The organism is Novilysobacter antarcticus (genome assembly GCF_019802285.1).
Taxonomy (GTDB): domain Bacteria; phylum Pseudomonadota; class Gammaproteobacteria; order Xanthomonadales; family Xanthomonadaceae; genus Novilysobacter; species Novilysobacter antarcticus.
This window is the reverse complement of sequence record NZ_JAIEUJ010000001.1, coordinates 688199-711510: the sequence shown is the minus strand read 5'-3', so window position 1 is coordinate 711510 and position 23312 is coordinate 688199. Positions and strand designations below refer to the sequence as shown.

Genomic DNA, 23312 nt, shown 5'->3' with positions numbered 1-23312 from the left:
GTTAGCCATTGAATATACGTGAAAAAGCGGCTCGAACCGAATCAAGCGCCTGCGATGCAACGATCCGTTCCTGCCCCTTTGCCTTGTGTTGCCGGGACCCGGACTCCAAGCTATGGAGCATCTTGGCAGTGGCGCTCACGCTGCCGCCGCATCTCCGACAACCACCGTTGCGATTATAGACATGACCCCAAACAAACACGCCCGCCTCATCATCCTGGGCTCCGGCCCGGCCGGCTGGACTTCGGCTGTCTACGCCGCCCGTGCCAACCTCAAACCGCTGCTGATCACCGGCATGCAGATGGGCGGGCAGTTGATGACCACGACGGATGTGGACAACTGGCCCGGCGATGCCCACGGCCTGCAGGGTCCCGATCTGATGTCGCGCATGCAGGCCCACGCCGAGCGCTTCGACACCGAGGTGGTGTTTGACCATATCCACTCCGCCGACCTGTCCCGGCGCCCGTTCCGCCTGATCGGCGACAGCGGCGAATACACCTGCGACGCGTTGATCATCGCAACCGGCGCCAGCGCCAAGTATCTGGGTCTGGAATCCGAGACCAAGTACATGGGCAAGGGCGTGTCGGCTTGCGCGACCTGCGACGGCTTCTTCTACAAGGAGCAGGAAGTGGCGGTCATCGGCGGTGGCAACACGGCCGTCGAGGAGGCTTTGTACCTGTCCAACATCGCCCGCAAGGTGTATCTGGTGCATCGACGGGACACCCTCCGCGCGGAGAAGATCCTGCAGGACAAGCTGTTCGCCAAGGCCCAGGCGGGCAAGATCGAGCTCATCTGGGATCACGCGGTCGAGGAGGTCCTGGGCGATGAGTCGGGTGTTACCGGCATGCGCCTTCGTTCGACGAAGGACGACCAGAGCGTCCGCGAGATCGACATCAACGGCTTCTTCGTCGCCATCGGCCACACCCCCAACACATCGCTGTTCGAAGGCCAGCTGGAAATGAACGGCGGGTACCTGCAGATCGAGTCCGGCCTGGCCGGCAACGCCACCCAGACCTCCGTGCCGGGTGTGTTTGCGGCCGGGGATGTCGCCGACCAGGTCTACCGTCAGGCGATCACCTCGGCCGGCTTCGGCTGCATGGCCGCGCTGGACGCCGAGCGTTTCCTCGACCTGGAAAGCTGAGCATCGGCAAGCGCCCATGAGCGCCCTGCTCGCTCGCACCGTCTCCCGCCTGGACGAGATTGAGCCCGCAGCGTGGGATCGGCTGCACGACGGCAGCAATCCGTTTGTGCACCACGCGTTTCTTGCGGGGCTGGAGCGGCACGGCTGCATCCAGGCGGAATGGGGCTGGACTCCCAGGCACCTGACGCTGTGGCGGGATGGCGCCTTGGTGGCCGGTGCGCCGGGCTATCTGAAAGAGAACTCGCATGGCGAGTTCGTGTTCGACCACGCCTGGGCACGTGCGTACGCCTCGCAAGGCCTGGAGTACTTCCCCAAGCATCTTTACGCGGTGCCCTACTCCCCGGTCACCGGGCCGCGCCTGCTGGCCAGCGACGATGCGGGGATTGAGCGTGCCCTCGTCGATGCGATGGCAGACGATGCGGCACGCATGGGCCGCTCCTCGGCGCACGTGAACTTCCATCCGGAAAGCCAACGAGTGGCATTCAAGGACGCCTCGACGAGCGTGCAATGGCTCGCCCGTATCGACGTCCAGTATCACTGGAGCAATCACGGCGAATGGGCCGACTTCGCCGACTTTCTGGCTGCTCTCAGCCATAAGCGCCGGAAGAACATCAGGCAGGAGCGGGCCCGGGTCGCCGCCGCCGGGGTGAGCTTCCGCATCGTCGACGGCGCGACGGCGACTGCCGAAGATCTGCAACAGATCCATGGTTTCTACCTGCAGACATTCGCCGAATACGGCAACCACCCGGCGCTGACGCTACCGTTCCTGCACCACCTTGCAGCAACGATGCCCCGGTCACTGGTGCTGTTCTTCGCCGAGCGCGACGGCCGGCCGATCGCTGGTGCGCTGTGTCTGCGTGGTGGCGATACGCTTTATGGCCGCTACTGGGGCTCGATCGAAGCGGTGCCCGGGCTGCACTTTGAAACCTGTTACTACCAGGGCATCGAATACTGCCTGCGCGAAGGACTCTCGCACTTTGAACCCGGCGCCCAGGGTGAACACAAGCTCGCACGCGGTTTCCTGCCCGTCTTCGTGCACAGTCACCACTGGATCGCCGAACCGGTGTTTCGCGATGCGCTGCGGCAATGGTGCGGCCACGAAGCCGAATCGGTGCGTGCCTACGCCCGGACGCTGTCTGCGCACTCACCATTCAAGCAGGGAGATGCGGGGCAGGCAGCCGATGCCGATCTATCTTCCTGAACTGTCGGGCGATCCGGCCGCGCCGTTTCCCGATCCGCGCAACGCCCTGCGCGACCCGGACGGGTTGTTGGCAATGGGCGGAGACCTGTCGCCCAACCGGCTCCTCACCGCCTATGCGAGCGGGATCTTCCCCTGGTATGCGGAGGGCCAGCCATTGCTGTGGTGGTCGCCGGATCCACGCACGGTTTTCCGCACCAATGCTGTCCATCTCTCCCGACACTTCCGCCGTGATCTGCGACGCTCCACTTGGACAGTCACCGCCGATACCGCGTTCCGGCAGGTCATCGACGCGTGCGCGCAATCACCCCGAGCCGGCCAGCCGGGCACTTGGATCACCCCCGCCATGTCCGAGGCATACGGCGCGCTGCACGAGCTGGGGTACGCCCATTCCATCGAGGTCTGGGACGGCGCAAATCTCGCCGGCGGACTGTACGGCGTGGCCATCGGCAGGATGTTCTTCGGGGAGAGCATGTTCAGCGCGGCGTCCGGTGGATCCAAAACCGCGTTGGCCGCCCTCGCCCATCATCTGGACCTGCGTGGCTGGCCACTGATCGACGCGCAGGTTGAGAATGCACACCTGATGTCATTGGGTGCCGTGTCGTGGCCGCGCGATCGTTTTCTGGACGTCGCCGGCACGCTGGCTGGCGAACCGGGTGAGCCCGGCAACTGGAGTGAACGCTTCGGTGTCGTCCCGGCCTGGTGCCTCGCGGTCGAGACCAGTAGTGCGAGCTTGTCCGAGGGTGACAACGGTTGCAGCAAGTGAACAGAAAATCAGCGCTGGTTTTGCGTGATCGGCCTGATCGTGGCAGAATGCCGGGCTTCGCGGCCGCATTGTTGCGCCGCCATTTGAGTGATACAGGAAACACATGGCAAAAGACGACGTGATCGAATTCGAGGGCACGGTGGCGGAAACCCTTCCGAACACCCTGTTCCGCGTGCGCCTCGAAAACGGGCACGAGATCATCGCCCACATTTCAGGCCGGATGCGCAAGAACTACATCCGCATCCTGACCGGCGACAAGGTAAAAGTGGAGATGACTCCGTACGACCTGACCAAGGGGCGCATCACCTACCGCAACAAGTAATCGCGGCGGGTACGACACAAGAAAAAGGCGGCCAAATGGCCGCCTTTTTGCGTCTGCACGAGTGTCATCCGTGACAGTGCGAACTCAATGCCGGGTCGGCCACGAAGGCCCGACCCGGACATCCACTCTGCTACTCCACCGAGGCGGGCAGCAACTTTTCCGGCTCGTCGGAACGTGAGTCGATCACCAGCTCGTCGTCCTTGACCTCCACGCTGACCCGTCCGCCGTTCATCAGCTTGCCAAACAGCAGTTCGTCGGCCAGCGGGCGCTTGATCTTGTCCTGGATCACCCGCGCCATCGGCCGTGCACCCATCTGCGGATCGAAGCCGTGCTGGGCGAGCCACTCGCGTGCCTCCGGCGTGGTCGACAGGGTCACGCCCTTCTCCTGCAGCTGTGCTTCCAGCTCGATCAGGAACTTGTCCACCACGCGCAGGATGTGCTCGAAGCCCAGTGCATCGAACTGCACCACCGCATCCAGACGGTTGCGGAATTCCGGGCTGAAGGCCTTGCGGATGGCTTCCATCGCATCGGTGCTGTGGTCCTGCCGGGTAAAGCCAATCGTCCGTCGCGACGCAAGAGCGGCGCCGGCGTTGGTCGTCATCACCAGGATCACGTTGCGGAAGTTCGCCTCGCGACCGTTGGTGTCGGTCAAGGCGCCGCGGTCCATGACCTGCAGCAGGATGTTGAAGATATCCGGATGCGCTTTCTCCACCTCATCGAGCAGCAACACGCAATGCGGCGTCTTGACGATCTTCTCGGTCAGCAATCCGCCCTGGTCGAAGCCCACGTAACCGGGAGGCGCACCGATCAGGCGCGAAACCGAGTGCGGCTCCATGTACTCGGACATGTCGAAGCGGACCAGTTCGATGCCCAACTGCAGGGCCAGCTGACGGGTCACCTCGGTCTTGCCCACGCCGGTCGGGCCGGCGAACAGGAAGTTGCCGATCGGCTTGTCGGGGTTGCCCAGCCCGGAGCGGGACAGCTTGATCGCGGACGTGAGTGAGTCGATCGCCGGATCCTGGCCGAAGATCACCATTTTCAGGTTGCGCTCCAGGTTCCGCAGCACATCCTTGTCGGTCGCCGATACCTGACGCGCCGGGATCCGCGCCATCTTGGCCACGATCGTCTCGATCTCGTCGACATCGATCTGCGACTTGCGCTGGCCTTCTGGCAGCAGGCGCTGGCGTGCACCGGCCTCGTCGATAACGTCGATCGCCTTGTCTGGCAGCAACCGGTCACCAATGTGCTTGACCGAGAGATCCACCGCCGCCTGCAGCGCGTCGTCGTTGTAGGTGACGCCGTGGTGCGCTTCATATCGCGGCTTCAGGCCGTGCAGGATCTGGACGGTCTCGCCGGTGGTGGGTTCGACAATGTCGATCTTCTGGAACCGGCGGGCGAGCGCACGGTCCTTCTCGAAGATGCCGCGGTACTCCTGGAACGTGGTCGAGCCAATGCAGCGCAGGTCGCCCGATGACAGCGCGGGCTTGATCAGGTTGCTCGCATCCATCGTGCCGCCCGACGCCGAACCGGCCCCGATGATCGTGTGGATCTCATCGATGAACAGGATCGCTTCGGGAATCTTCTTCATCTGCGCCAGGACGGCCTTCAGGCGCTTCTCAAAATCGCCGCGGTATTTCGTGCCGGCTACCAGCGCGCCCAGGTCCAGCGCATAGATGACGGCGTCGGCCAGCACTTCGGGCACCTCCCCGTCCACGATGCGCTTGGCCAGTCCTTCGGCGATGGCGGTCTTGCCCACGCCGGCTTCACCCACGTACAGCGGGTTGTTCTTGCGGCGGCGGCAGAGCACCTGGATCGTGCGCTCGACCTCCTCACCGCGGCCCACGAGCGGGTCGATCTTTCCGTCCCGGGCCAGCTGGTTGAGGTCGACGGCAAATTCCGACAGCGCGTCGGCTTTGCCCTCGCCTTCCGCGTCCGCCGGGCGCGCTTCGCCATCGGTCGGCTGGCTGTCTTCCGCGTCGCCGTGACGCGCGATGCCGTGGGACAGGTAATTCACGACGTCCAGGCGGGCAATGTCCTGCTGGTTGAGGAAGTACACGGCGTGCGAATCCTTCTCGCCGAAGATTGCCACCAGCACATTCGCGCCAGTGACCTCCTTCTTGCCGGAGGACTGGACGTGATAGACAGCGCGTTGCAGCACGCGCTGGAAGCCAAGGGTTGGCTGGGTGTCGCGGTCGAGATCATCGGGGAGTACCGAGACCGACGTGGCAATGGCTTCTTCCAGATCGCTGCGCAGGCGGTGGTTATCCGCGTCGCAGGCCTTCAGGACCGATTCGGCCGAGGGGTTGTCGAGCAGGGCCAACAACAGGTGCTCGACGGTCATGTACTCGTGGCGTGCCTCACGGGCGCGCTTATAGCACTGGCCGATGCTGAACTCGAGATCTTTACTGAACATGGGGCGTTTGCCTCCGGTAACTACTGCATCCCAAGATGGGGGTGCCGGCACCGATTTCCACGCCGCCGACTCTTCAGGCCCTCTCCATCGTACATAGCAACGGGTGTTGGTTCAGTCTGGAGAACTCGTTGACCTGCGCTACCTTCGATTCGGCCACGTCGCGCGTGAAAACACCGCATACCCCGCGGCCACGGGTGTGCACGTGCAGCATGATCTGGGTCGCATTCTCCGCCGTCATCGGGAAAAAGCGCGTCAGCACCTCCACCACGAAGTCCATCGGGGTGTAGTCATCATTGAGCAGCAGGACGGAGTACATCGGCGGGGGGGCCAGCTCGGGCCTGCCCACCTCGGCGACAGTGCCGTGGTGGTGTTCGGTTTCGGTGTGTCTTGGCATACGCGCATTATAGATCGCCGGATGCCCGCTTTCCCGCCCCGTATGGACGCGCTTCAGGCACTGCCGCAGAATTGACGGTTTAATCAGGGGCAACATCCATGAAACTGAATCGCAGCGCCGTCGGCGCCGTAGGAGTCGCCATGATGATGGCCAGCGCCGGTGCCGCTGCGCAGTACGCGACTGTCGGATCCTCCAAGTCTGGGGCCGTTGAAGCGGCTGCGGTGGAGGTGTCGATTGGCAAGCAGCTTGACGAGCTCGGCTACGCCCACGACGTGGATGACGACGGCGATTACAAGCTGGTTATGCAAATGGACGATGATCGCACCCAGCTCGCCTACGTGCGCAGCCCCGTGCACGAGTTCGGATCGCACCGGATCCGTGAAATATGGTCGCCCGCCTATCGTGTCGATGGTGGTCGCTTTCCCGCCCCCGTCTCCGTCCGCCTTCTGGAAGATTCCCACGACTCCGTACTCGGCAGCTGGGTTAAACAGGGGGACATCGCGATGTTTGTGGTCAAGATCGCCGCAGACGCCAGCACCAAGGAGTTGGAGGACGCGATTGCCGCCGCTGTCACCACCGCGGACGCGATGGAAACCGAGTTGAGCCCCGGCTCCGATGAGTTCTGAATGACCTACCGTGAAGGCCGATTCTGGCAGCCGGACGTGACCGTGGCGACCGTCGTCGAGCGCGACGGTCGTCTGCTGATCGTCGAGGAGACCTCGAAAGGTCGTCTGGTGCTGAACCAACCGGCCGGTCACCTCGAACCCGACGAAAGTCTGCAGGAAGCTGCCGTGCGCGAAGCCCGCGAAGAAACCCGCTGGGACATTCGCCTGACCGCGTTCATCGGCGCCTACCAGTGGAGCGCTCCGCCGCTGGATGCTGGCGACAAGGCGCGCTACTACCTGCGTTTCGCCTTTGTCGGCGAGGCAGTCGCTGAAGATCCATCGCGCACCCTCGACGACGGCATTGCCCGGGCACTCTGGATGACCCCGGACGAGCTGGAACTGGCCTCCGATCGCCATCGCAGTCCCCTGGTATGGCGGACGGTCGCCGACTACCTCGCCGGTCAGCGGCACCCTCTCGCGCTGTTGCAGCAGGCGTGAATCACAGCGCGACATTGAAGGGCGGGCCGCGCACGATTGTCGGCATGTCGGGGGGGGTCGACTCCTCGGTCGCCGCGTTGTTGCTGCGCGACGCTGGCGAGTCCATCGCCGGTCTGTTTATGCAGAACTGGGCGGACGACGGCAGTGGCGACTGTCGCGCCGATGACGACCGACGCGATGCGGTGGCGGTGTGTGGCCGACTGGGCATCCCGATCCATTTTCGCGACTTTTCCGGTGAGTACTGGGATGGTGTGTTTGCGCACTTCCTCGCCGAATACGCGGCTGGCCGCACGCCAAATCCCGACGTGCTGTGCAACCGCGAGATCAAATTCAAGTATTTTCTGGACGCCGCCCGGGAGCTTGGCGCCGACTTCATCGCGACCGGCCACTACGCCCGCATTGATCACCAGCACGGCAGGCACCGCCTGCTGCGCGGCGTGGATCGCGACAAGGACCAGAGCTATTTCCTGCACCAGCTGGGGCAGGAACAACTCGCGGCCACGCGGTTCCCGCTGGGGGACCTGCACAAACCAGCCATCCGCCAGATGGCGCGGGATGCGGGCCTGCCAACCGCGGCCAAGAAGGACTCCACCGGGATCTGTTTCATCGGTGAGCGTGATTTCCGCACCTTCCTGGGCCAGTACCTGCCCGCCCGCAGCGGCGGGATGCGCACGCCGGACGGGCACGTGATCGGCAGCCATCCGGGCGTGTTCTATTTCACCTTGGGGCAGCGCGAAGGACTCAATATCGGTGGCGTGCGCGGCTTTCGCGCGGAGCCCTGGTACGTTGTCGGCAAGGATGTGTCGAGCAATGTGCTGTACGTGGACCAGGGCAGCGACACACCGTGGCTGAAATCCACCCTGTTATGGTCCGAGCAGGCGCACTGGATCGATGGCGATCCACCGGCGGGTCGCTTCCATTGCACCGCGCAGACGCGCTACCGGCAGGCGGATGAGCCCTGCGAGGTGCTGGTGGGCGATGATGGCTGCCTTGAAGTGCGCTTCGCGCACCCCCAGCGTGCAGTGACGCCCGGGCAATCCCTGGTCCTCTACGACGGGCCCGTGTGCCTTGGTGGTGCGGTGATCGCGCGCACCGACGCTCCCCTCGAACAACGTCTGAGAACCGCTTCCGAATGACCGACATTGGATCCACCGCAATCCCATCGCCCAGCACCCGCTTCAACCCCATGTCCGACCGGGTGCTGGCCCTTGCCGGCCTCGCTCAGGCGCTCGCGCAGGTGCGTCGGATCGCCGACACCGGGCAGGCGGAGGCCTCGGTGCTGGAAACCCTGCTCACCTCGGTGTTCCAGATCGATGCCGCATCGGTTGCGGACGTCTATGGCGGTGCAGCCGCCTTGAGGCCGGGATTGCTGCTGCTGCGGGATTACTTCGGCGGCACCACCAAGGACCCGCAGTTGCCGCGACTGGCGTTGTCGGTGACCCAGCTGGAGCGCCGTTTCGTCGCCGATATGGACATGGTGAGCGAAGTGCAGGCAGGCATCCTCGCGCAGAAGGACAAGGCCGATGAGCTGGGCGTCGCCCATCCCGAGGTGATGGCCGCGCTCGGCGGGCTGTACTCCAAAACCTTGAGCAACCTGCGGCCGCGCGTGCTGGTGCAGGGAAACCCGCACTATCTTGGCCAGCCGGCGGTCGTGGCCGAAGTGCGCGCCGTACTGCTGTCGGCGGTCCGCTCGGCCGTATTGTGGCGTCAGTCCGGCGGCGGTCTGCTGGATTTCCTCCTGCGCAAGCGTGACCTCACCGCGGCGGTCAACGCACATCTGGGCCGCTGACCCGCGATCTGTCGGTACTGTTGCGGTATAAAAAACCCCGGCCGAAGCCGGGGTTTTTCATACTTGCCGCATCAACGCGGGGTCGTCCCGCGTCAGGCAATTGCGGCCTTGTCGCCGACTTCCGCGTAGTCCTCGATCTGGTCGAAGTTCATGTAGCGATAGATGTCCGCACTCGCCGCATCCAAGACGCCGACGTCGGCCATGTACTCGGCCTTGGTGGGGATCCGTCCCAGGCGCGAGCAGATGGCGGCCAGTTCGGCCGAGCCTAGGTACACGTTGGAGTTGCGGCCCAGGCGGTTGGGGAAGTTGCGCGTGCTGGTGGAGAACACGGTGGCGCCCTCCTTCACCTGCGCCTGGTTGCCCATGCACAGCGAGCAGCCCGGCATCTCCATGCGCGCGCCGGCGCTGCCGAAAGTGCCGTAATGGCCTTCCTTGGTCAGCTCGGCGGCGTCCATCTTGGTCGGCGGTGCGACCCAGAGCTTGGTTGGAATATCGCGCTTGCCCTCCAGCAGCTTCGAGGCGGCGCGGAAGTGACCGATGTTGGTCATGCACGAGCCGATGAACACCTCGTCGATCTTGGCGCCGGCAACATCCGAGAGCGTCTTCACGTCATCCGGGTCGTTCGGGCAGGCAACGATCGGCTCGTGGATGTCGGCCAGGTCGATCTCGATGACCGCGGCGTACTCGGCATCCGCATCCGGTTCAAGCAACTGCGGATCGGCCAGCCAGCTTTCCATCTTCTCGATGCGACGCGCCAACGAACGCGCGTCCTGGTAACCCTGGGCGATCATCCACTTCAGCAGGGCGACGTTGCTGGTCAGGTATTCGATGACCGGAGCCTTGTCGAGGCGCACGGTGCAGCCGGCGGCGGACCGCTCGGCGGATGCGTCGGACAATTCAAATGCCTGCTCGACCTTGAGGTTGGGAAGGCCCTCGATCTCGAGGATGCGGCCGGAGAACACGTTCTTCTTGCCCTGCTTCGCCACGGTCAGCAGGCCCTGCTGGATCGCCGCCAGCGGAATCGCGTTGACCAGGTCACGCAAGGTGACGCCGGGCTGCATTTCTCCCTTGAAGCGCACCAATACGGACTCGGGCATGTCGAGCGGCATCACGCCCGTGGCGGCGGCGAACGCCACCAGTCCGGACCCGGCCGGGAACGAGATGCCGACGGGGAAACGGGTGTGCGAGTCGCCGCCGGTGCCGACCGTGTCGGGCAGAAGCATGCGGTTGAGCCAGCTGTGGATCACTCCGTCACCGACCCGCAACGACACGCCGCCTCGGGTGGAGATGAATTCGGGCAAGGTGTGGTGGGTCTTGACGTCGACCGGCTTAGGGTACGCGGCGGTGTGGCAGAACGACTGCATCACCAGATCGGCCGAGAAGCCCAGGCAAGCCAGGTCCTTGAGCTCGTCGCGGGTCATCGGCCCCGTGGTGTCCTGTGAGCCGACCGAGGTCATCTTGGGCTCGCAATAGGTGCCCGGGCGCATGCCCTGCCCTTCCGGAAGCCCACAGGCGCGGCCGACCATCTTCTGCGCCAGGGAGAAGCCCTTGCCGGTGTCGGGCGGCACCATTGGCAGGCGGAACAGGTCGGTCGGCTCCAGACCGAGCGATTCGCGGGCCTTCGCCGTCAGGCCTCGGCCAATGATCAGTGGAATGCGGCCGCCGGCGCGCACCTCATCGAACAGCACATCGGACTTGAGTGCGAACTCGGCAATGACCTTGCCATCCTTGAGCGCCTTGCCTTCGTACGGACGCAGTTCGACCACATCCCCCATGTGCATCTGCGAGACGTCGAGCTCGATTGGCAGCGCACCCGCGTCTTCCATGGTGTTGTAGAAGATCGGCGCGATCTTTGAGCCCAGGCAGACACCACCGAAGCGCTTGTTGGGCACGTAGGGGATGTCCTGGCCGGTGAACCACAGAACTGAGTTGGTGGCCGACTTGCGGCTGGAGCCGGTGCCGACCACGTCACCGACATAGGCGACCAGATGCCCCTTCTCCTTCAGCGACTGGATGAAACCGATCGGTCCGCGCTTGCCGTCTTCTTCAGGCTCGATACCTTCACGCGCGTTCTTCAGCATCGCCAGAGCATGCAGGGGAATGTCAGGGCGGGTGGTCGCGTCGGGGGCTGGCGACAGGTCGTCGGTGTTGGTCTCGCCGGTCACCTTGAACACGGTGATGGTCAGGCTCTCGGGGACCTCCGGGCGGCTGGTGAACCACTCCGCATCGGCCCAGCTCTGCAGCACGGCCTGCGCGCTCGCATTGCCGACCCGCGCCTTCTGCTCCACGTCGTGGAACGCATCAAAGACCAGCAAGGTGTTCTTGAGGGCGTCGGCCGCGATGGGCGCAAGAGCGGCGTCGTCCAGCAGCTCGATCAGAGGTGCCACGTTGTACCCGCCGAGCATCGTGCCCAGCAGCTCGGTGGCACGCTCGCGGCTGATCAGCTCGTTGGACTGGCTGCCCAGCGCGAGCGCTGCCAGCCAGGATGCCTTTACCTTGGCGGCATCATCCACGCCCGCCGGGACGCGATGGATCAGCAGGTCGAGCAGGAAGTCCGCTTCGCCCTGGGGCGGGTTCTCGAGCAACTCGATGACCTCGGCGGTCTGCTGCGCGCTCAGCGGCAGTGGCGGGATACCAAGTGCTGCGCGCTCGGCGACGTGGTGGCGATAGGCTTCCAACATGACAACTCCGGATTGGTCTCGGGAAAATGGGGTGCGGAACGGATTCGGGATCAAGCGTGGGGCACGATCAGCTTCAGGCCCTTGAAGTAATCGCGGTAAAGCGCGTCGTCCCAGGTGATCAGGGCGTCGCACTGCAACAAGGCGTGGGCACCGACCATGAAGTCGTCCATTCGCCGGGACTCACCCGTGCGCTGGCGATGGCGCCGCTGCATCTCGCCGGCTCGCAGGGCCGACTTGGCCTCCATGGGATTGAAGTGGATGCCCATCTCCTCCAGTGCTTCCTGGGCCTGCGAGCCGCCACGCAGCGACGCGCAAAGCTCCGCCAGGGTGACGCTGCAGATCACGACCCGACCGCCCACAAGCGCCTGGCGCAGGCAGGACTCGACCGCGTCGGCCTGGGGGCCGTTGCTGAGCAGCTCGATCAGGACCGGGGCATCGACTGCGATCATCGCGCCTACTCACCGCTACGGGATGCGGCGTGGAGCTTCGTGGCGGGTTCGACGTCGTCAAGCTCGAACTTGCCGCGAACCCGGGAGATCGCGTCATCGACGCTTTTTCTCAGGATGATGCGGCTGCCATCCAGCTCCACCTTGAGCAAGGTGCCCTTGGTGAGCCCGAGCGCATCGCGGACGGCCTTGGGCAAGGTGATCTGACCGCGTTCTGCAACAGTGGCTTCCATGGCGTTCCCTACTTCGGGTATGTAGGGATTATACATACTTTGCCATGCATACCGATTTTCACCTACACGGTTCCCGCTCAGCGCCGGAAAGGATTCCACCACTGGACTCGCCGGTGCGATGACGCAAAAACCACACATCCCCTTGTATGCTGGCGGTCTTCACGGATCGACGCGCCAGGCCCTTGGCTGCGACTGACCGTGATCGCGTGGTACCTGCCGCGCGCATCGCAAGCCGGCACGGCTGGTCAAGCCCTGTCACGCACGCCATCCGCAACAAGGAGCTCCCCACATGACGACCGACTCGTTCTCAACGCTTGACCGCCTCGAGGCCAACGGCAAGCAGTACAACTACTTCAGCCTTCGCAAGCTGGGCGAAAGGTTTGACATCGCCCGCCTTCCCTATTCGATGAAGGTCCTGCTGGAGAATCTGCTGCGCCATGAAGATGGCGGCATGACGGTCGGCACGGAACATATCGAAGCGGTTGCGAATTGGGACCCGAAGGCAGAATCCGCGCGTGAGATCGCCTTCATGCCGGCCCGTGTGGTGCTGCAGGACTTCACCGGAGTGCCCTGCGTGGTCGACTTCGCGGCGATGCGCGACGCGGTCACCCGACTGGGCGGCCGGCCGAACCAGATCAATCCGCAGATCCCCTCCGAGCTGGTGATCGACCATTCGGTCCAGGTGGATGTCTACGGTCGCTCGGATGCCCTGGACATCAACGGGAGGATCGAGTTCGAGCGCAACAAGGAGCGCTACGGCTTCCTGCGCTGGGGCCAGAAAGCGCTGGAGAACTTCAAGGTCGTGCCGCCCAACACCGGCATCGTCCACCAGGTCAATCTGGAAAAGCTTGCCCGTGTGGTGATGGAGCGCGAGATCGACGGCAAGCTGTTCGCCTATCCGGACACCGTGTTCGGCACCGACAGCCACACCACGATGATCAATGGCATCGGCGTGCTGGGCTGGGGCGTAGGCGGTATCGAGGCGGAGGCCGCGATGCTGGGCCAGCCCTCATCGATGCTCATTCCGCAGGTGGTCGGCATGAAGCTGACCGGTCAGTTGCCCGAGGGTGCGACCGCCACCGATCTGGTGCTCACGGTCACCGAGATGCTGCGCAAGTACGGCGTGGTCGGCAAGTTCGTCGAGTTCTTCGGCGAGGGACTGCAGCACCTTCCGCTGGCCGATCGCGCCACCATCGGCAACATGTCGCCCGAGTACGGCGCCACCTGCGGCATCTTCCCTGTGGACGCTGAAGCGGTTAAGTACCTGCGTCTGTCGGGTCGCAGCGAAGAGCAGATCGCGCTGGTCGAGGCGTACGCAAAGGCGCAGGGCATGTGGCATGAGCCTGGCCAGCCCGACGCGACCTATTCGGCGACGCTGACACTGGACATGAGTCAGGTTCAGCCCTCGCTCGCGGGCCCGAAGCGGCCGCAGGACCGGGTGTTGCTGAGCGACATGCAGGAAAACTTCCGCACCCACGTCAAGGGCTTCACCAGTAACCGCGGCGTGGGTTGCGCGGTCATCGAAATGAAAGAAGAAGGAGGCGCGCAGCCGCAGGCCGAACGACTGGCCGCCAAGCCGATCTCTACCATCAGCCTGCACGACGAACAGCATGAGCTGACCGATGGCTCGCTGGTGATTGCGGCGATCACCTCGTGCACCAACACCTCCAACCCGGCGGTGATGATCGGTGCCGGCCTGGTGGCCCGCAAGGCCGCCGCAAAGGGCCTGAAGTCCGCACCATGGGTGAAGACCTCCATCGGCCCGGGCTCGCGCGTGGTGACCGACTACCTCGAAAAGGCCGGGCTGCTGGCGGACCTCGAGAAGCTCAACTTCTACATCGTCGGCTACGGTTGCACGACCTGCATCGGCAACTCCGGACCATTGGCTGACGAAGTCTCGCGCGGCATCGCGGAGAACGATCTGGCCGTCGCCGCTGTGCTGTCGGGGAACCGCAACTTCGAAGGCCGCATCCACGCCGAAGTGAAGATGAACTACCTTGCCTCGCCGCCGCTCGTGGTCGCGTACGCCATCGCGGGCACGATCGATATCGATCTGGCCAACGATTCTCTCGGCAAGGACCAGGACGGCAACGATGTCTATCTGCGTGACATCTGGCCAACCAACAAGGAAATCAGCGACACGATCGCCGCCACCGTCGGCCCGGAACTGTTCGCGCAGAACTACGCCGACGTGTTCAAGGGCGACGCGCGCTGGAACGGGATTGCCTCGCCGGATGGCGAATCCTTCGCCTGGGACGAGGCTTCGACCTACATCAAGAACCCGCCCTACTTCGACGGCATGACGATGGATGTCGGCGCCATCAACGACCTACAGGGCGCACGCGTGCTGGGGCTGTTCGGCGACTCGATCACCACCGACCACATCTCGCCGGCCGGTGCGATCAAGGCCGATTCGCCCGCGGGCCGGTTCCTGGAGTCCCGTGGCGTGCAGCCGGCGGACTTCAACAGCTACGGCTCACGCCGCGGCAATGACGATGTGATGGTCCGGGGCACCTTCGCCAACATCCGTATCCGCAACCAGATGCTGGACAACGTGGAAGGCGGCTTCACCAAGCACTTCGACAGCAATGGCCACGGCGAGCAGATGGACATCTACGACGCCGCGATGAAGTACAAGGCCGAAGGCGTGCCGCTGGTGGTGTTTGCCGGCAAGGAGTACGGCACTGGCTCCTCGCGTGACTGGGCGGCCAAGGGCACCATCCTGCTGGGCGTCAAGGCGGTGATCGCCGAGAGCTTCGAGCGCATCCACCGTTCCAACCTGGTCGGCATGGGCGTGCTTCCGCTGCAGTTCAAGGCGGGTGAAAGTGCCGCGGCACATGGTCTGGACGGCTCGGAGATGATCAGCGTGACCGGCCTTAAGGACGGTGCTTCCAGGACCGCTACCGTCGTCGCTACCAAGGCGGACGGCACGGAGACCCGCTTTGAGGTCGATGTATTGCTGCTCACGCCCAAGGAAGTCGAGTACTACCGCAACGGCGGTATCCTGCACTACGTGCTGCGCGACCTGGCCAAGAAGGCGGCCTGACGGTCCCGGCCCAGGCCCGGCTTTCATAAGCCGGGCCGGGCGATGAAAAAAGCGGCTCAAGCCGCTTTTTTCATGTCTGCATGGCTGCAAATTCACAGCGACCAGCCATTGCTTGCGCGTTACCGCAGAAACAGGGCGGCAATCGCCAGCGCGGTTTCCATGGGTTCGGGATCATTGCGGTTGCTCAGGATCACGATCGCCAAGCCATGCTGCGGATAACGCAAGATCACGTTGCGGAAGCCGATCGTCTCACCCGAGTGCCAGACCCGGTCGCCGCCCACATACCAGCCAAGTCCGTAATCCACCGACGGATCGTGCGTCGAAGTGGCCGGGGTAAATGCCAGTTCCCGGGACTGATCCGACAGGAGCCGGTCGTCATCGAGCGCGGCGTTCCACTTCGCCAGATCGTCGATTGAGGAATAGATGCCGCCATCACCCAGGACGGCGCTGGTGGAGCTCTGGTCGGTTCTCACCCATGCGCCCGCCTCCAGGCTGTAGCCATACGCGCGATCTTTGATCTGCGGACCGCCCTGGACGAAGGCCAGCGACCCGGTCATTTCCAGCGGCTCGAAGATGCGATGTTGCAGGAACGCCGGGTACTGCTGCCCGGATACCCGCTCCACAATCAGTGCCAGCAGCGCATAGCCGCTGTTGCTGTACTGGAAATCTCCGCCAGGCGGGAAGTACGTGCTGTCCTGCTTGGCCAGGATCTCCAGCACGTCGGCATCGTGCACCTGGCGATCCAGGTCTGCGGGCAGTTCGTCCTCGTAGTCGATCAAACCCGAGCCGTGGGTCAGCAGGTGGCGAATAGTGGTGCCCGAATTTCCAGCGGGCAACTCCGGCAACCATTTGCGCACCGGGTCCTCCAGCGCCAGACGCCCGTCCTCGACCAGGAGAAGGATTGCCGCCGCGGTGAACTGCTTACTCACTGACGCGAGCCGGAAATTTGTGGCCGGGGTGACCGGCACCGCTTTCTCGACGTCAGCCATGCCATAGGACCGACGGATCGCCGGCTCGCCCGCGCGCGCGATCAACAGCGACGCTCCCGGGCCGCTGCCGGCATAGCGCGCCATCAGCTGGTCGATCTTCGTTACCACTTCCGCGTACTCTGCGGGGGCTGAACCCGCGGGTAGAGGTTCGCTGGCAAGCGACGTCATCGCGCAGCCTCCAAGCACCGAGATGATAAGGAGCCGCCCGAATAACGGGGCCGGCAGAAACTTCCTGACGAAATGAATTCGCAGCATTTGAGTCTCCGGGTTGATCCCGTCGGGTCTACCCAAGTGGGAAATGAGCGTAGGGGCATCATCGGCGTGCGCACTCGCCAATTCGTTGAAAGCTGAGGTCTTCGTAGTCGTAGCTGAAGTCCGCGTGCGGGTCGACCTTTGCCATCGTGAGTTGCGTTCTGCCGTCAGCGGATTCATTGGCAAAATCCAGCCAGGCATCAGCATCCGACTCAAGGGTGTCGAAATCGACCAGCCAACGACCTCCTCCATCAAGTACCGGCCCTGACAGGCGCGGTGAATTGGCCGACTCGAAACGCACGCCGGCATCGGACGTGCAGATGGACACGTCGCCAAACCAGGGGTCGCGATACTTGCCAAGCCACGAAACAAGTTGATCCGGCGACGCCGCCGAGCGCCGCGCCGACGCCCGCGCATCCGCCGTCGTTACATCCGCCGCGTCCTCTGCAACGGTGGATGCCCGCTCCGCGTTCTCGCGCGCAAGATCCTCGGCATAGTGAGCGACCGTGCGCTTCTCGCCGGGTCCAGTGAATTGCTTGGTCAGGACCTGCTCCAGTACCGTGCGCGCTTCGCCAGCTTCACCATTGATCAGGATTACAAATCCCGTATCCAGCTCCGGCAGCAGGGTCACTGCGGAATACATGCCCGAAAGCGTGCCGGTGTGGGCTACTTTGGCGGTGCCGTCCACATCGCTCAGGCGCCACCCGTAGCCATACGCATAGAAGTGGCTGCCATTCCACTTGCGCATACGGGATGGCAGTGGCATCGGCGTGTGCGGCGTCCACATTGCCGCGCGCTGCTGCGCTGAAAGCCACGCATACGTTGGGGAATTGACCTCTTCCGCCAGCCACGCTTTGGTCCACCGCAACATGCTGTCCAGACTGCAGCGCACCCCGCCGGCAGCCGCCATCGGCATGTCGGTCACGACTTCACCGTCCTGCCTGGCGACCCAGTTCCCCTGACGCTTGACGTGAGGTGAGGCCACGCTGCCCGCATCCGCTACCCGCCATTCGCCGATCCGGCAGGCGTCCATACCCAATGGCTCGAACACTTCGCGCTGCAGCAAGACGTCATAAGGAGCACCCCCCACAGCCGCGGCCACTTCGCCGGCGACGATGTATAGCGTGTTGTCGTAGGCGTAACGGGAGCGGAAGCTCCAGCGCGGTTTGAGGTACGCCAGACCGGCAATCACGTCGTCGCGCGTGAACCGGTTCGGTTCCGGCCACAGCATCAGATCGCCAGCGCCCGGCCCCATGCCGCTGTTGTGGATCAGCAGGTCCCGCACCTGCATCTCGCGGGTCACCCAATCCTCGTACATGCGGAATCCGGGCAGGTGCTTCACCACCGGGTCGTCCCATGCCAGAAGGCCCGCATCGACTTGGCGCGCGAGCAACGCCGCGGTCATGGCCTTGGTATTGGACGCCACCTTGAAAAGCGTATCGCGGCCCACCCGCTCGCCACTTCCAGCAACGGTCTCCCCGCGTACTTCCCACTGTCGAACCTCGCCGTCCACGACCACGCCCACGGCGATCCCCGGCAGGTCGTAGCGCGCGACCGCATCGTCAACCGCGGCGGTGATTGCTGCGGAGGGAAACGTGGTCTGTGGCGATGCCTGCGCATTCACCGGCGCCAGAAAAAGCACGGCCGCTAATGCGGCCGCCGGAAAAACATAATTACGTGCCACCACGCATCTCCTGATCCAGTGTTTGGCGCCCCGCCAGGAGCCGGGGCGCCATCACCTTTATCTATGCAGCTGTCCTCGCCTCAGAACGCGTAGGTGACGACCAGCTGTGCATAACGCGGCGACTGCCAATTGGTCCCTTCCCCGAAGTAAGGCATCTTGTTGCCGGGGGTGCTTTCGTAACGGGAATGCACGTTGACCTCGGTCTGGCTGTTGAACAGGTTGTAGATGGACAAGCGAGCCTTGAGGTCGATGTCTTCGACTGGCAGGGTCCAAGTCACGCTGACGCCTACGTCCTTTACCCAAGGCATGCGACCGAAAGCGCCACGCGGTGAGTACGTCAGGTCACGCGTTGTGTAATCGCCGCAGCCGGAGTTGCACAACCACCCCGATCCGCCACCGCTGTACTCGCCGGGACCGCCTGCGCTGCGGTTGTCATTGGGCCAACGCACGCCAAATGCCGTGATCGGGCCGCCGGATCGAGCGGAGAGGGTGGCACCGAATCCCCATATCTCGTTGAGCTTGTAGCTCCCGCGCAGCTTGATCTGGTGACGGGAGTCGTTGAACAACACGCCGTACCGCTCGTTGACGGCCGGATGATCGTAGTGCTGCACGAGGTTGGTGTCGTTATAGCCGGTGTCCGAGTTGACCGGGCCCTCCATGTTGCCCTCGGATTTGGACCACAGGTAGCTGGCATTGAATGCCCACTTGTCGTCCCATGCGCGGTCCAACTGGAATTCGACGGCCTTGTAAGTACGCTTGGGTTTCTTGTAGCCCATGACGGCGCCGCTTCCCAGTGCTTCGTACCCATCCTGGGAGTTGTCAAAAGTCACCCAGTCAGAGGTTGTCGGGCACCAAAGCGTCGTGCTTTCTCCCGGGTTGATGATGGGCCAATCGCCGGAGTACCAGGGGCACCCGTCCACGTGGTTGATGCGGACGTCCTCAACCGTGCGGGTCATTTCGCGGTAGGTCGCGTTGACGCCATACGACCAGGCGTTGCTCAGTGCCTGCTGGAAGCCCAGGATGAATTCGTCCTGGTAGACCTGCTTGAGATCACGCGCAACCGCGGTGTCGACGTTGCTTGGTGCCGGCGCATTGCCTTCGGTATTCACTGGACCCAGTTGTGCACCGATGTTGGGGAACAGGTACGGCTTGCCGTTGACGGGATCAATCTGCTCGACGAAGCCGTCCATCACGTAGTAGGTGTGCTCGTCTGTAGTTCCACCGCCGAAATAGTCGGTCAGCTTGTTGGTGAGCGGGGTGTAGTAGCGCCCGGCATTGCCGAACACCTTGGTGGCTCCATCACCCCTGACGTCCCAGCTGAAGCCGAAGCGCGGAGAGATCATGTCGGAGAAATCGGCTTTGGCGAAACTCGTGCCTGATGCCAGCTTGTTGTGGAACTTGTCAGCTCGGATGCCAAGGTTCAACAACAGGTCGGGCGTCACATTCCAATTATCTTCCACATAGATCGCCTGCGCCTCGGTCGAAACCGGAGCACCGGTGATGTAACGGCGCGCGTCGACAATGCTGGTAACGCCAGCGGGAATGACGGCGCCGTTGGGAAGCACTCCACCCGGAGTTGCTGCTTGGGCCTGGTAGCTTACGCCGTCGCCGGGATAGACCCGCGCACTATTGGAATCCATGATTTCCTGATCGGCGCCGAAGCGGACCAGGTGATCACCAAGCACCCATTCGAAGTCGAGGCGTGCGGCCTCTCGCTTGTCGAAACGGCTGCTGATGCTGCTGTTGCTCGGATGGCAGCCTTCCCGCACCGTCGCTGGTCCGAACACCTCGGTGTAACCGCCAGTCCGGGTCACAATACTGCAACCCGCGTCCCACGGACTGCCGGCCGTGGCGCTGCGCTCGTTTACGCCATACATCGCCTTGGCCACGAAATTATCGGTGAAGTGGCCCGTATAGGTCAGCGACCAGTTGTCGCCGCCGGATCCGCCGTAGCTCTCACCCACTTTGTCACCGCGCTGCGCGGTATCCCAGGTGTAGTCGTAGTTGCTAGTCGTCGAATCCGATTTGTCGGAGAACGCCAGCGCCTCCAGCAAGTGGTTCTCGTTGATATGCCAGTCGACCTTGGCACCCCAGAAGTCGTTGTCGCTCTTCGTGTACCACGCCTCGGTCGTGTCGATATCGCGCGGATTGCTGTCCCGCTTTTCATACATGCCGAAGAAGAACAATTTATCCTGCACGATCGCGCCGGACGCCCACACGTTCGCCTTGGTAAACGACCCGTCGTCACGGCTCATGCGATCCTGCTCAACGATCGTGCCGTCCCTGTGGAAGCGGTCCTTTCTTGAGGATGTCCACGCTGCGGGTTCCATGGTGACCTCGGCACCGGCGTGGAACTCGTTTCCGCCCGAGCGCGTAACGGCGTTGATGACGCCGCCGGTGCTGCGACCGAACTCCGCCGAGTAGCCGCCGGTCTTGATCTGGAACTCCTCATAGAACGCAAACGGGACGGACGAGAAGCCCTGGCGTCGATAGGGGTCGGTAACGTTCAGTCCATTGATGTAAGCGACGTTCTCCGCAACCGACGATCCACCGAAAGAAAGCCCGCCGAAACTGGCGCCTGAATTCACCACTCCCGGAGCCAACAGGGCGACCGAACCCAGACTCTGGTCGACCGGCAACTTCGCGAGCTCTGTGCGTGTGATGTTGGTAGAGGACTCGGTGGAGTGCACGTCGACCCGGTTGACTACGCGGGAGCCCACCACCTGGATGGTCGCCAGGTTCACTGCGCCATCATTGGTCAGGTTGACGGTCGTCGTGCCGCCCAGCGAGACGGTGAAAGACACCGGGGCTCCCGAGCCGGAAGTCAGGATGTAATCGCCCGGCGCCAACTGGGCTATGCGGTAGCTTCCGTCCCTGCTTGCCGTGGCGGTTCTCGATACACCGGTGGAAGTGTTGGTGATCGTGACCTGCGTGCCTGCCTCGGCCCGCCCCGCCACCGCTCCGGTGACGCTCTGCGCGAAGCCAACGCCAGGAACCATGGTTGCCAGACAGGCGCCCATGGCCAGGCTCAGTACGCTCTTGCGCAATCGTGTGTGTCGCATGTCCCCTCTCCCGAAAGGTTTGTGAAATCTCAGGTCCTGCAGTCACCCCCTAAGGCAGCAGGACCTCCGTATTGAAGTCATAGGTCCATTGATCGAAGTACAGATTCCCACCGCTCCATTCGACCTCGCCCCGCTGCGAGTCCACCGTCTCGGACCGGAAATACCGCTTCGCCGGCTCGAATGGAGTACCGAAGTCGTCATTGAAAGCAATCCGGTAGGCATCCAGCCCCCCCAGATAGAACCACTCAAGGCTCCTGCCCTGCCCGTCCACAGCACCCGGCAACCTGCCGGTTGTGACGTCCATCGGCACCCAGCCATACGGTGCCAGATACACCTGACCCCAATCGTGGAGGTTCCAGTAATCGGCGCGATCGGCGCCGGCCACCTGTGAGTCCGAGTAGACCATTCCCGATTGCCAACGCGCCGGAATGCCATTGAGCCGTAGCAACGTGATCAGCAGCAGGGTCTGCTGTCCGCAATCGGCGAAGCCCGTACGCAGGGCGTGTTCGCTGATATTGGAGATCGTCGAATACTCGCGGGCGCCTGCCCAGGGAATGCGGTCGACGGCGGCAAAGAGCTTCTGGGTGATCCGATACGCATTGGTTTCATCACCAACCACGTCCCGGGAAAATGCGCGCAAGGCCGGGGTGAATACGATGTGCGGCGGACGCTCGCTCAGACTTTCGGCGAGTGCGGGGTCGCTCGGGGTGGGTTGAACACGATCACCGTCAATGTCGTGATAGCGGCCGTAGACGGTCATTTCGTACTGGATACTGAAACTGGTCGGCTCACCGGCCTTCGCAGGTTTTTGCATATGGATCGTCCGCTGGGCGACCGACACCGGGGCCATCTCGGCTTTTACGGGCTCGCTCTGCAAAAGGCGGATGTCCTCCTGTTGGCCGGGGATTTCCCTCGGGAACGGAATCCACGCCTGCACTGCTTCGCCTGCCGGAACCGCGTCGGCATTGACCGTGAGCGACTGGGTGACCCGAATGCGCTGCGGCAGCACGCTGCTTTCCCCACTTGCCATCGCGGTCTCGGCGATCGCGATGTGGTGCGCGTTGAACGCTTCCATCGGGCCGTCACGGAAGGGCGTCGGAGCCGCACGCCGCCCAGCGGCTTGCGGGCTGAGCCGGAACAGGTTGGGTACAGCGCGCTGGAAATAGAGCGTGCGTCCGTCGATGACCCGATGCTCAATCAAGCCGGCATCGAGCCACTGCTTGAATTCCGCCTCGCGCAGGTCAGGGATCTGACGTCGCAACTGCTCCCGGACGGCTGCTTCATCAAGACTGAAGTCCATCAGGATGCGGCGCATCCGCTCTTGTTCAAACAGGACCGCCTCGCGCGCAGAGTCGTCATGTGCCTGTGCGTTCAATGCTGCAGCGATTGCAGATTCCGCCTGTAGGAATTCGCCGGCATCGACCTTTGCCACGATCGCGCCCACGTCGACACTTGAACCATGGTTTACCTGCGCAACGGAAGACCGGTCCCGTTCCCCGACAACCGCCGAATCCTGGTGGGCGGTGGCGCCCGTGCCCATGACCAGGGCGATCGCAAACACGATGAGCCGGCAGCGGGCGTTCACCGCAACTCCGGTGCGCGAGCCATGAAAGCTGTGCCCCGGTGGGCGGAAACCGCATGCACCGTCACTCGCTACTGTTATTGCGACCCCATCCACCACTGCCTGCCCCAAGCCGGTGATCCAACGCGATGTGTAGCACGGAGCGGAAGTGGAAGCAATAATATATTCTGCGATTGCGTGATATAAGAATCACGTATTCCGCGAGCAACGCCGT

General features: G+C 63.5%; 18 protein-coding genes. 9 read left to right on the top strand and 9 right to left on the bottom strand.

The annotated features are described in order from the left end of the window. The first annotated feature begins 181 nt into the window (after positions 1-181). The 4 genes from trxB (at position 182) to infA (ending at position 3424) form a co-directional block, all read left to right on the top strand. Positions 182-1138, top strand: coding sequence for a thioredoxin-disulfide reductase (gene trxB, locus KZ491_RS03275; RefSeq protein ID WP_043959116.1), 957 nt, complete (start codon positions 182-184; stop codon positions 1136-1138). A gap of 16 nt (positions 1139-1154) precedes the next feature. Beyond that, positions 1155-2339: a GNAT family N-acetyltransferase gene (locus KZ491_RS03270; protein ID WP_222564402.1), complete on the top strand. Its 1185-nt coding sequence runs from the start codon at positions 1155-1157 to the stop codon at positions 2337-2339. Continuing rightward, positions 2320-3102, top strand: coding sequence for a leucyl/phenylalanyl-tRNA--protein transferase (aat, locus tag KZ491_RS03265; RefSeq protein ID WP_222564401.1), 783 nt, complete (start codon positions 2320-2322; stop codon positions 3100-3102). The genes KZ491_RS03270 and aat overlap by 20 nt, the downstream gene beginning before the upstream one ends. A gap of 103 nt (positions 3103-3205) precedes the next feature. Further along, complete coding sequence (gene infA / locus KZ491_RS03260) at positions 3206-3424, top strand: translation initiation factor IF-1 (RefSeq protein ID WP_036193457.1); 219 nt, start codon at positions 3206-3208, stop codon at positions 3422-3424. A 130-nt stretch (positions 3425-3554) separates the two neighbouring features. Here infA and clpA read toward each other — a convergent pair whose 3' ends face one another. Continuing rightward, entirely contained in the window at positions 3555-5837 is a 2283-nt protein-coding gene (gene clpA / locus KZ491_RS03255; protein WP_222564400.1) for an ATP-dependent Clp protease ATP-binding subunit ClpA, read from the bottom strand. A 73-nt stretch (positions 5838-5910) separates the two neighbouring features. Continuing rightward, positions 5911-6231 carry an ATP-dependent Clp protease adapter ClpS gene (gene clpS / locus KZ491_RS03250; protein ID WP_222564399.1) on the bottom strand — a complete coding sequence of 107 codons (321 nt, stop codon included), beginning with the start codon at positions 6229-6231 and terminating at the stop codon, positions 5911-5913. A gap of 140 nt (positions 6232-6371) precedes the next feature. On the opposite strand from clpS, the gene KZ491_RS03245 reads away from it, so the two are divergent. From KZ491_RS03245 to KZ491_RS03230, 4 genes are read left to right on the top strand one after another with little or no spacing between them, the layout of a single operon-like run. Next, the gene (locus KZ491_RS03245) at positions 6372-6857 is read left to right on the top strand and encodes a hypothetical protein (protein ID WP_246606478.1); all 486 of its coding nucleotides are present in this window, start codon (positions 6372-6374) and stop codon (positions 6855-6857) included. Beyond that, positions 6858-7334: an NUDIX hydrolase gene (locus KZ491_RS03240; protein ID WP_222564398.1), complete on the top strand. Its 477-nt coding sequence runs from the start codon at positions 6858-6860 to the stop codon at positions 7332-7334. Between the two features lie 14 nt (positions 7335-7348). Then, entirely contained in the window at positions 7349-8470 is a 1122-nt protein-coding gene (gene mnmA / locus KZ491_RS03235) for a tRNA 2-thiouridine(34) synthase MnmA (RefSeq protein ID WP_343225544.1), read from the top strand. Positions 8471-8520: 50 nt separating this feature from the next. Continuing rightward, positions 8521-9123: a lysogenization protein HflD gene (locus KZ491_RS03230; protein WP_222564725.1), complete on the top strand. Its 603-nt coding sequence runs from the start codon at positions 8521-8523 to the stop codon at positions 9121-9123. 92 nt (positions 9124-9215) lie between these two features. Here KZ491_RS03230 and acnB read toward each other — a convergent pair whose 3' ends face one another. The 3 genes from acnB to KZ491_RS03215 are packed head-to-tail and all read right to left on the bottom strand — an operon-like array spanning position 9216 to position 12483. Continuing rightward, positions 9216-11804: a bifunctional aconitate hydratase 2/2-methylisocitrate dehydratase gene (gene acnB, locus KZ491_RS03225; protein ID WP_222564396.1), complete on the bottom strand. Its 2589-nt coding sequence runs from the start codon at positions 11802-11804 to the stop codon at positions 9216-9218. A 50-nt stretch (positions 11805-11854) separates the two neighbouring features. Then, positions 11855-12253 (bottom strand): type II toxin-antitoxin system VapC family toxin, encoded by a 399-nt coding sequence (locus KZ491_RS03220; RefSeq protein WP_222564395.1) that lies wholly within the window; start codon positions 12251-12253, stop codon positions 11855-11857. Between the two features lie 5 nt (positions 12254-12258). Next, positions 12259-12483, bottom strand: a complete 225-nt coding sequence (locus KZ491_RS03215; protein ID WP_222564394.1) for an AbrB/MazE/SpoVT family DNA-binding domain-containing protein — start codon at positions 12481-12483, stop codon at positions 12259-12261. 289 nt (positions 12484-12772) lie between these two features. On the opposite strand from KZ491_RS03215, the gene acnA reads away from it, so the two are divergent. Further along, positions 12773-15529 carry an aconitate hydratase AcnA gene (gene acnA, locus KZ491_RS03210; RefSeq protein ID WP_222564393.1) on the top strand — a complete coding sequence of 919 codons (2757 nt, stop codon included), beginning with the start codon at positions 12773-12775 and terminating at the stop codon, positions 15527-15529. A 119-nt stretch (positions 15530-15648) separates the two neighbouring features. Here the strand turns inward: acnA and KZ491_RS03205 are convergent, their stop codons facing one another. The 4 genes from KZ491_RS03205 to KZ491_RS03190 form a co-directional block, all read right to left on the bottom strand. Next, entirely contained in the window at positions 15649-16686 is a 1038-nt protein-coding gene (locus KZ491_RS03205) for a serine hydrolase domain-containing protein (protein ID WP_222564724.1), read from the bottom strand. Positions 16687-16831: 145 nt separating this feature from the next. After that, on the bottom strand, positions 16832-18412 hold the full coding sequence (locus KZ491_RS03200) for a serine hydrolase domain-containing protein (RefSeq protein ID WP_343225520.1): 1581 nt from the start codon (positions 18410-18412) through the stop codon (positions 16832-16834). A gap of 122 nt (positions 18413-18534) precedes the next feature. Next, positions 18535-21516 carry a TonB-dependent receptor gene (locus KZ491_RS03195; RefSeq protein WP_222564392.1) on the bottom strand — a complete coding sequence of 994 codons (2982 nt, stop codon included), beginning with the start codon at positions 21514-21516 and terminating at the stop codon, positions 18535-18537. A 49-nt stretch (positions 21517-21565) separates the two neighbouring features. Then, positions 21566-23101, bottom strand: coding sequence for a transglutaminase-like domain-containing protein (locus tag KZ491_RS03190; protein ID WP_343225519.1), 1536 nt, complete (start codon positions 23099-23101; stop codon positions 21566-21568). Positions 23102-23312: the final 211 nt, after the last annotated feature.

Coding starts and splice junctions, on each gene's coding strand:
- trxB (WP_043959116.1), top strand. CDS start 182: ATGACCCCAAACAAACACGCCCGCCTCATCATCCTGGGCTCCGGCCCG.
- KZ491_RS03270 (WP_222564402.1), top strand. CDS start 1,155: ATGAGCGCCCTGCTCGCTCGCACCGTCTCCCGCCTGGACGAGATTGAG.
- aat (WP_222564401.1), top strand. CDS start 2,320: ATGCCGATCTATCTTCCTGAACTGTCGGGCGATCCGGCCGCGCCGTTT.
- infA (WP_036193457.1), top strand. CDS start 3,206: ATGGCAAAAGACGACGTGATCGAATTCGAGGGCACGGTGGCGGAAACC.
- clpA (WP_222564400.1), bottom strand. CDS start 5,837: ATGTTCAGTAAAGATCTCGAGTTCAGCATCGGCCAGTGCTATAAGCGC.
- clpS (WP_222564399.1), bottom strand. CDS start 6,231: ATGCCAAGACACACCGAAACCGAACACCACCACGGCACTGTCGCCGAG.
- KZ491_RS03245 (WP_246606478.1), top strand. CDS start 6,372: ATGATGATGGCCAGCGCCGGTGCCGCTGCGCAGTACGCGACTGTCGGA.
- KZ491_RS03240 (WP_222564398.1), top strand. CDS start 6,858: ATGACCTACCGTGAAGGCCGATTCTGGCAGCCGGACGTGACCGTGGCG.
- KZ491_RS03230 (WP_222564725.1), top strand. CDS start 8,521: ATGTCCGACCGGGTGCTGGCCCTTGCCGGCCTCGCTCAGGCGCTCGCG.
- acnB (WP_222564396.1), bottom strand. CDS start 11,804: ATGTTGGAAGCCTATCGCCACCACGTCGCCGAGCGCGCAGCACTTGGT.
- KZ491_RS03220 (WP_222564395.1), bottom strand. CDS start 12,253: ATGATCGCAGTCGATGCCCCGGTCCTGATCGAGCTGCTCAGCAACGGC.
- KZ491_RS03215 (WP_222564394.1), bottom strand. CDS start 12,483: ATGGAAGCCACTGTTGCAGAACGCGGTCAGATCACCTTGCCCAAGGCC.
- acnA (WP_222564393.1), top strand. CDS start 12,773: ATGACGACCGACTCGTTCTCAACGCTTGACCGCCTCGAGGCCAACGGC.
- KZ491_RS03205 (WP_222564724.1), bottom strand. CDS start 16,686: ATGACGTCGCTTGCCAGCGAACCTCTACCCGCGGGTTCAGCCCCCGCA.
- KZ491_RS03195 (WP_222564392.1), bottom strand. CDS start 21,516: ATGCGACACACACGATTGCGCAAGAGCGTACTGAGCCTGGCCATGGGC.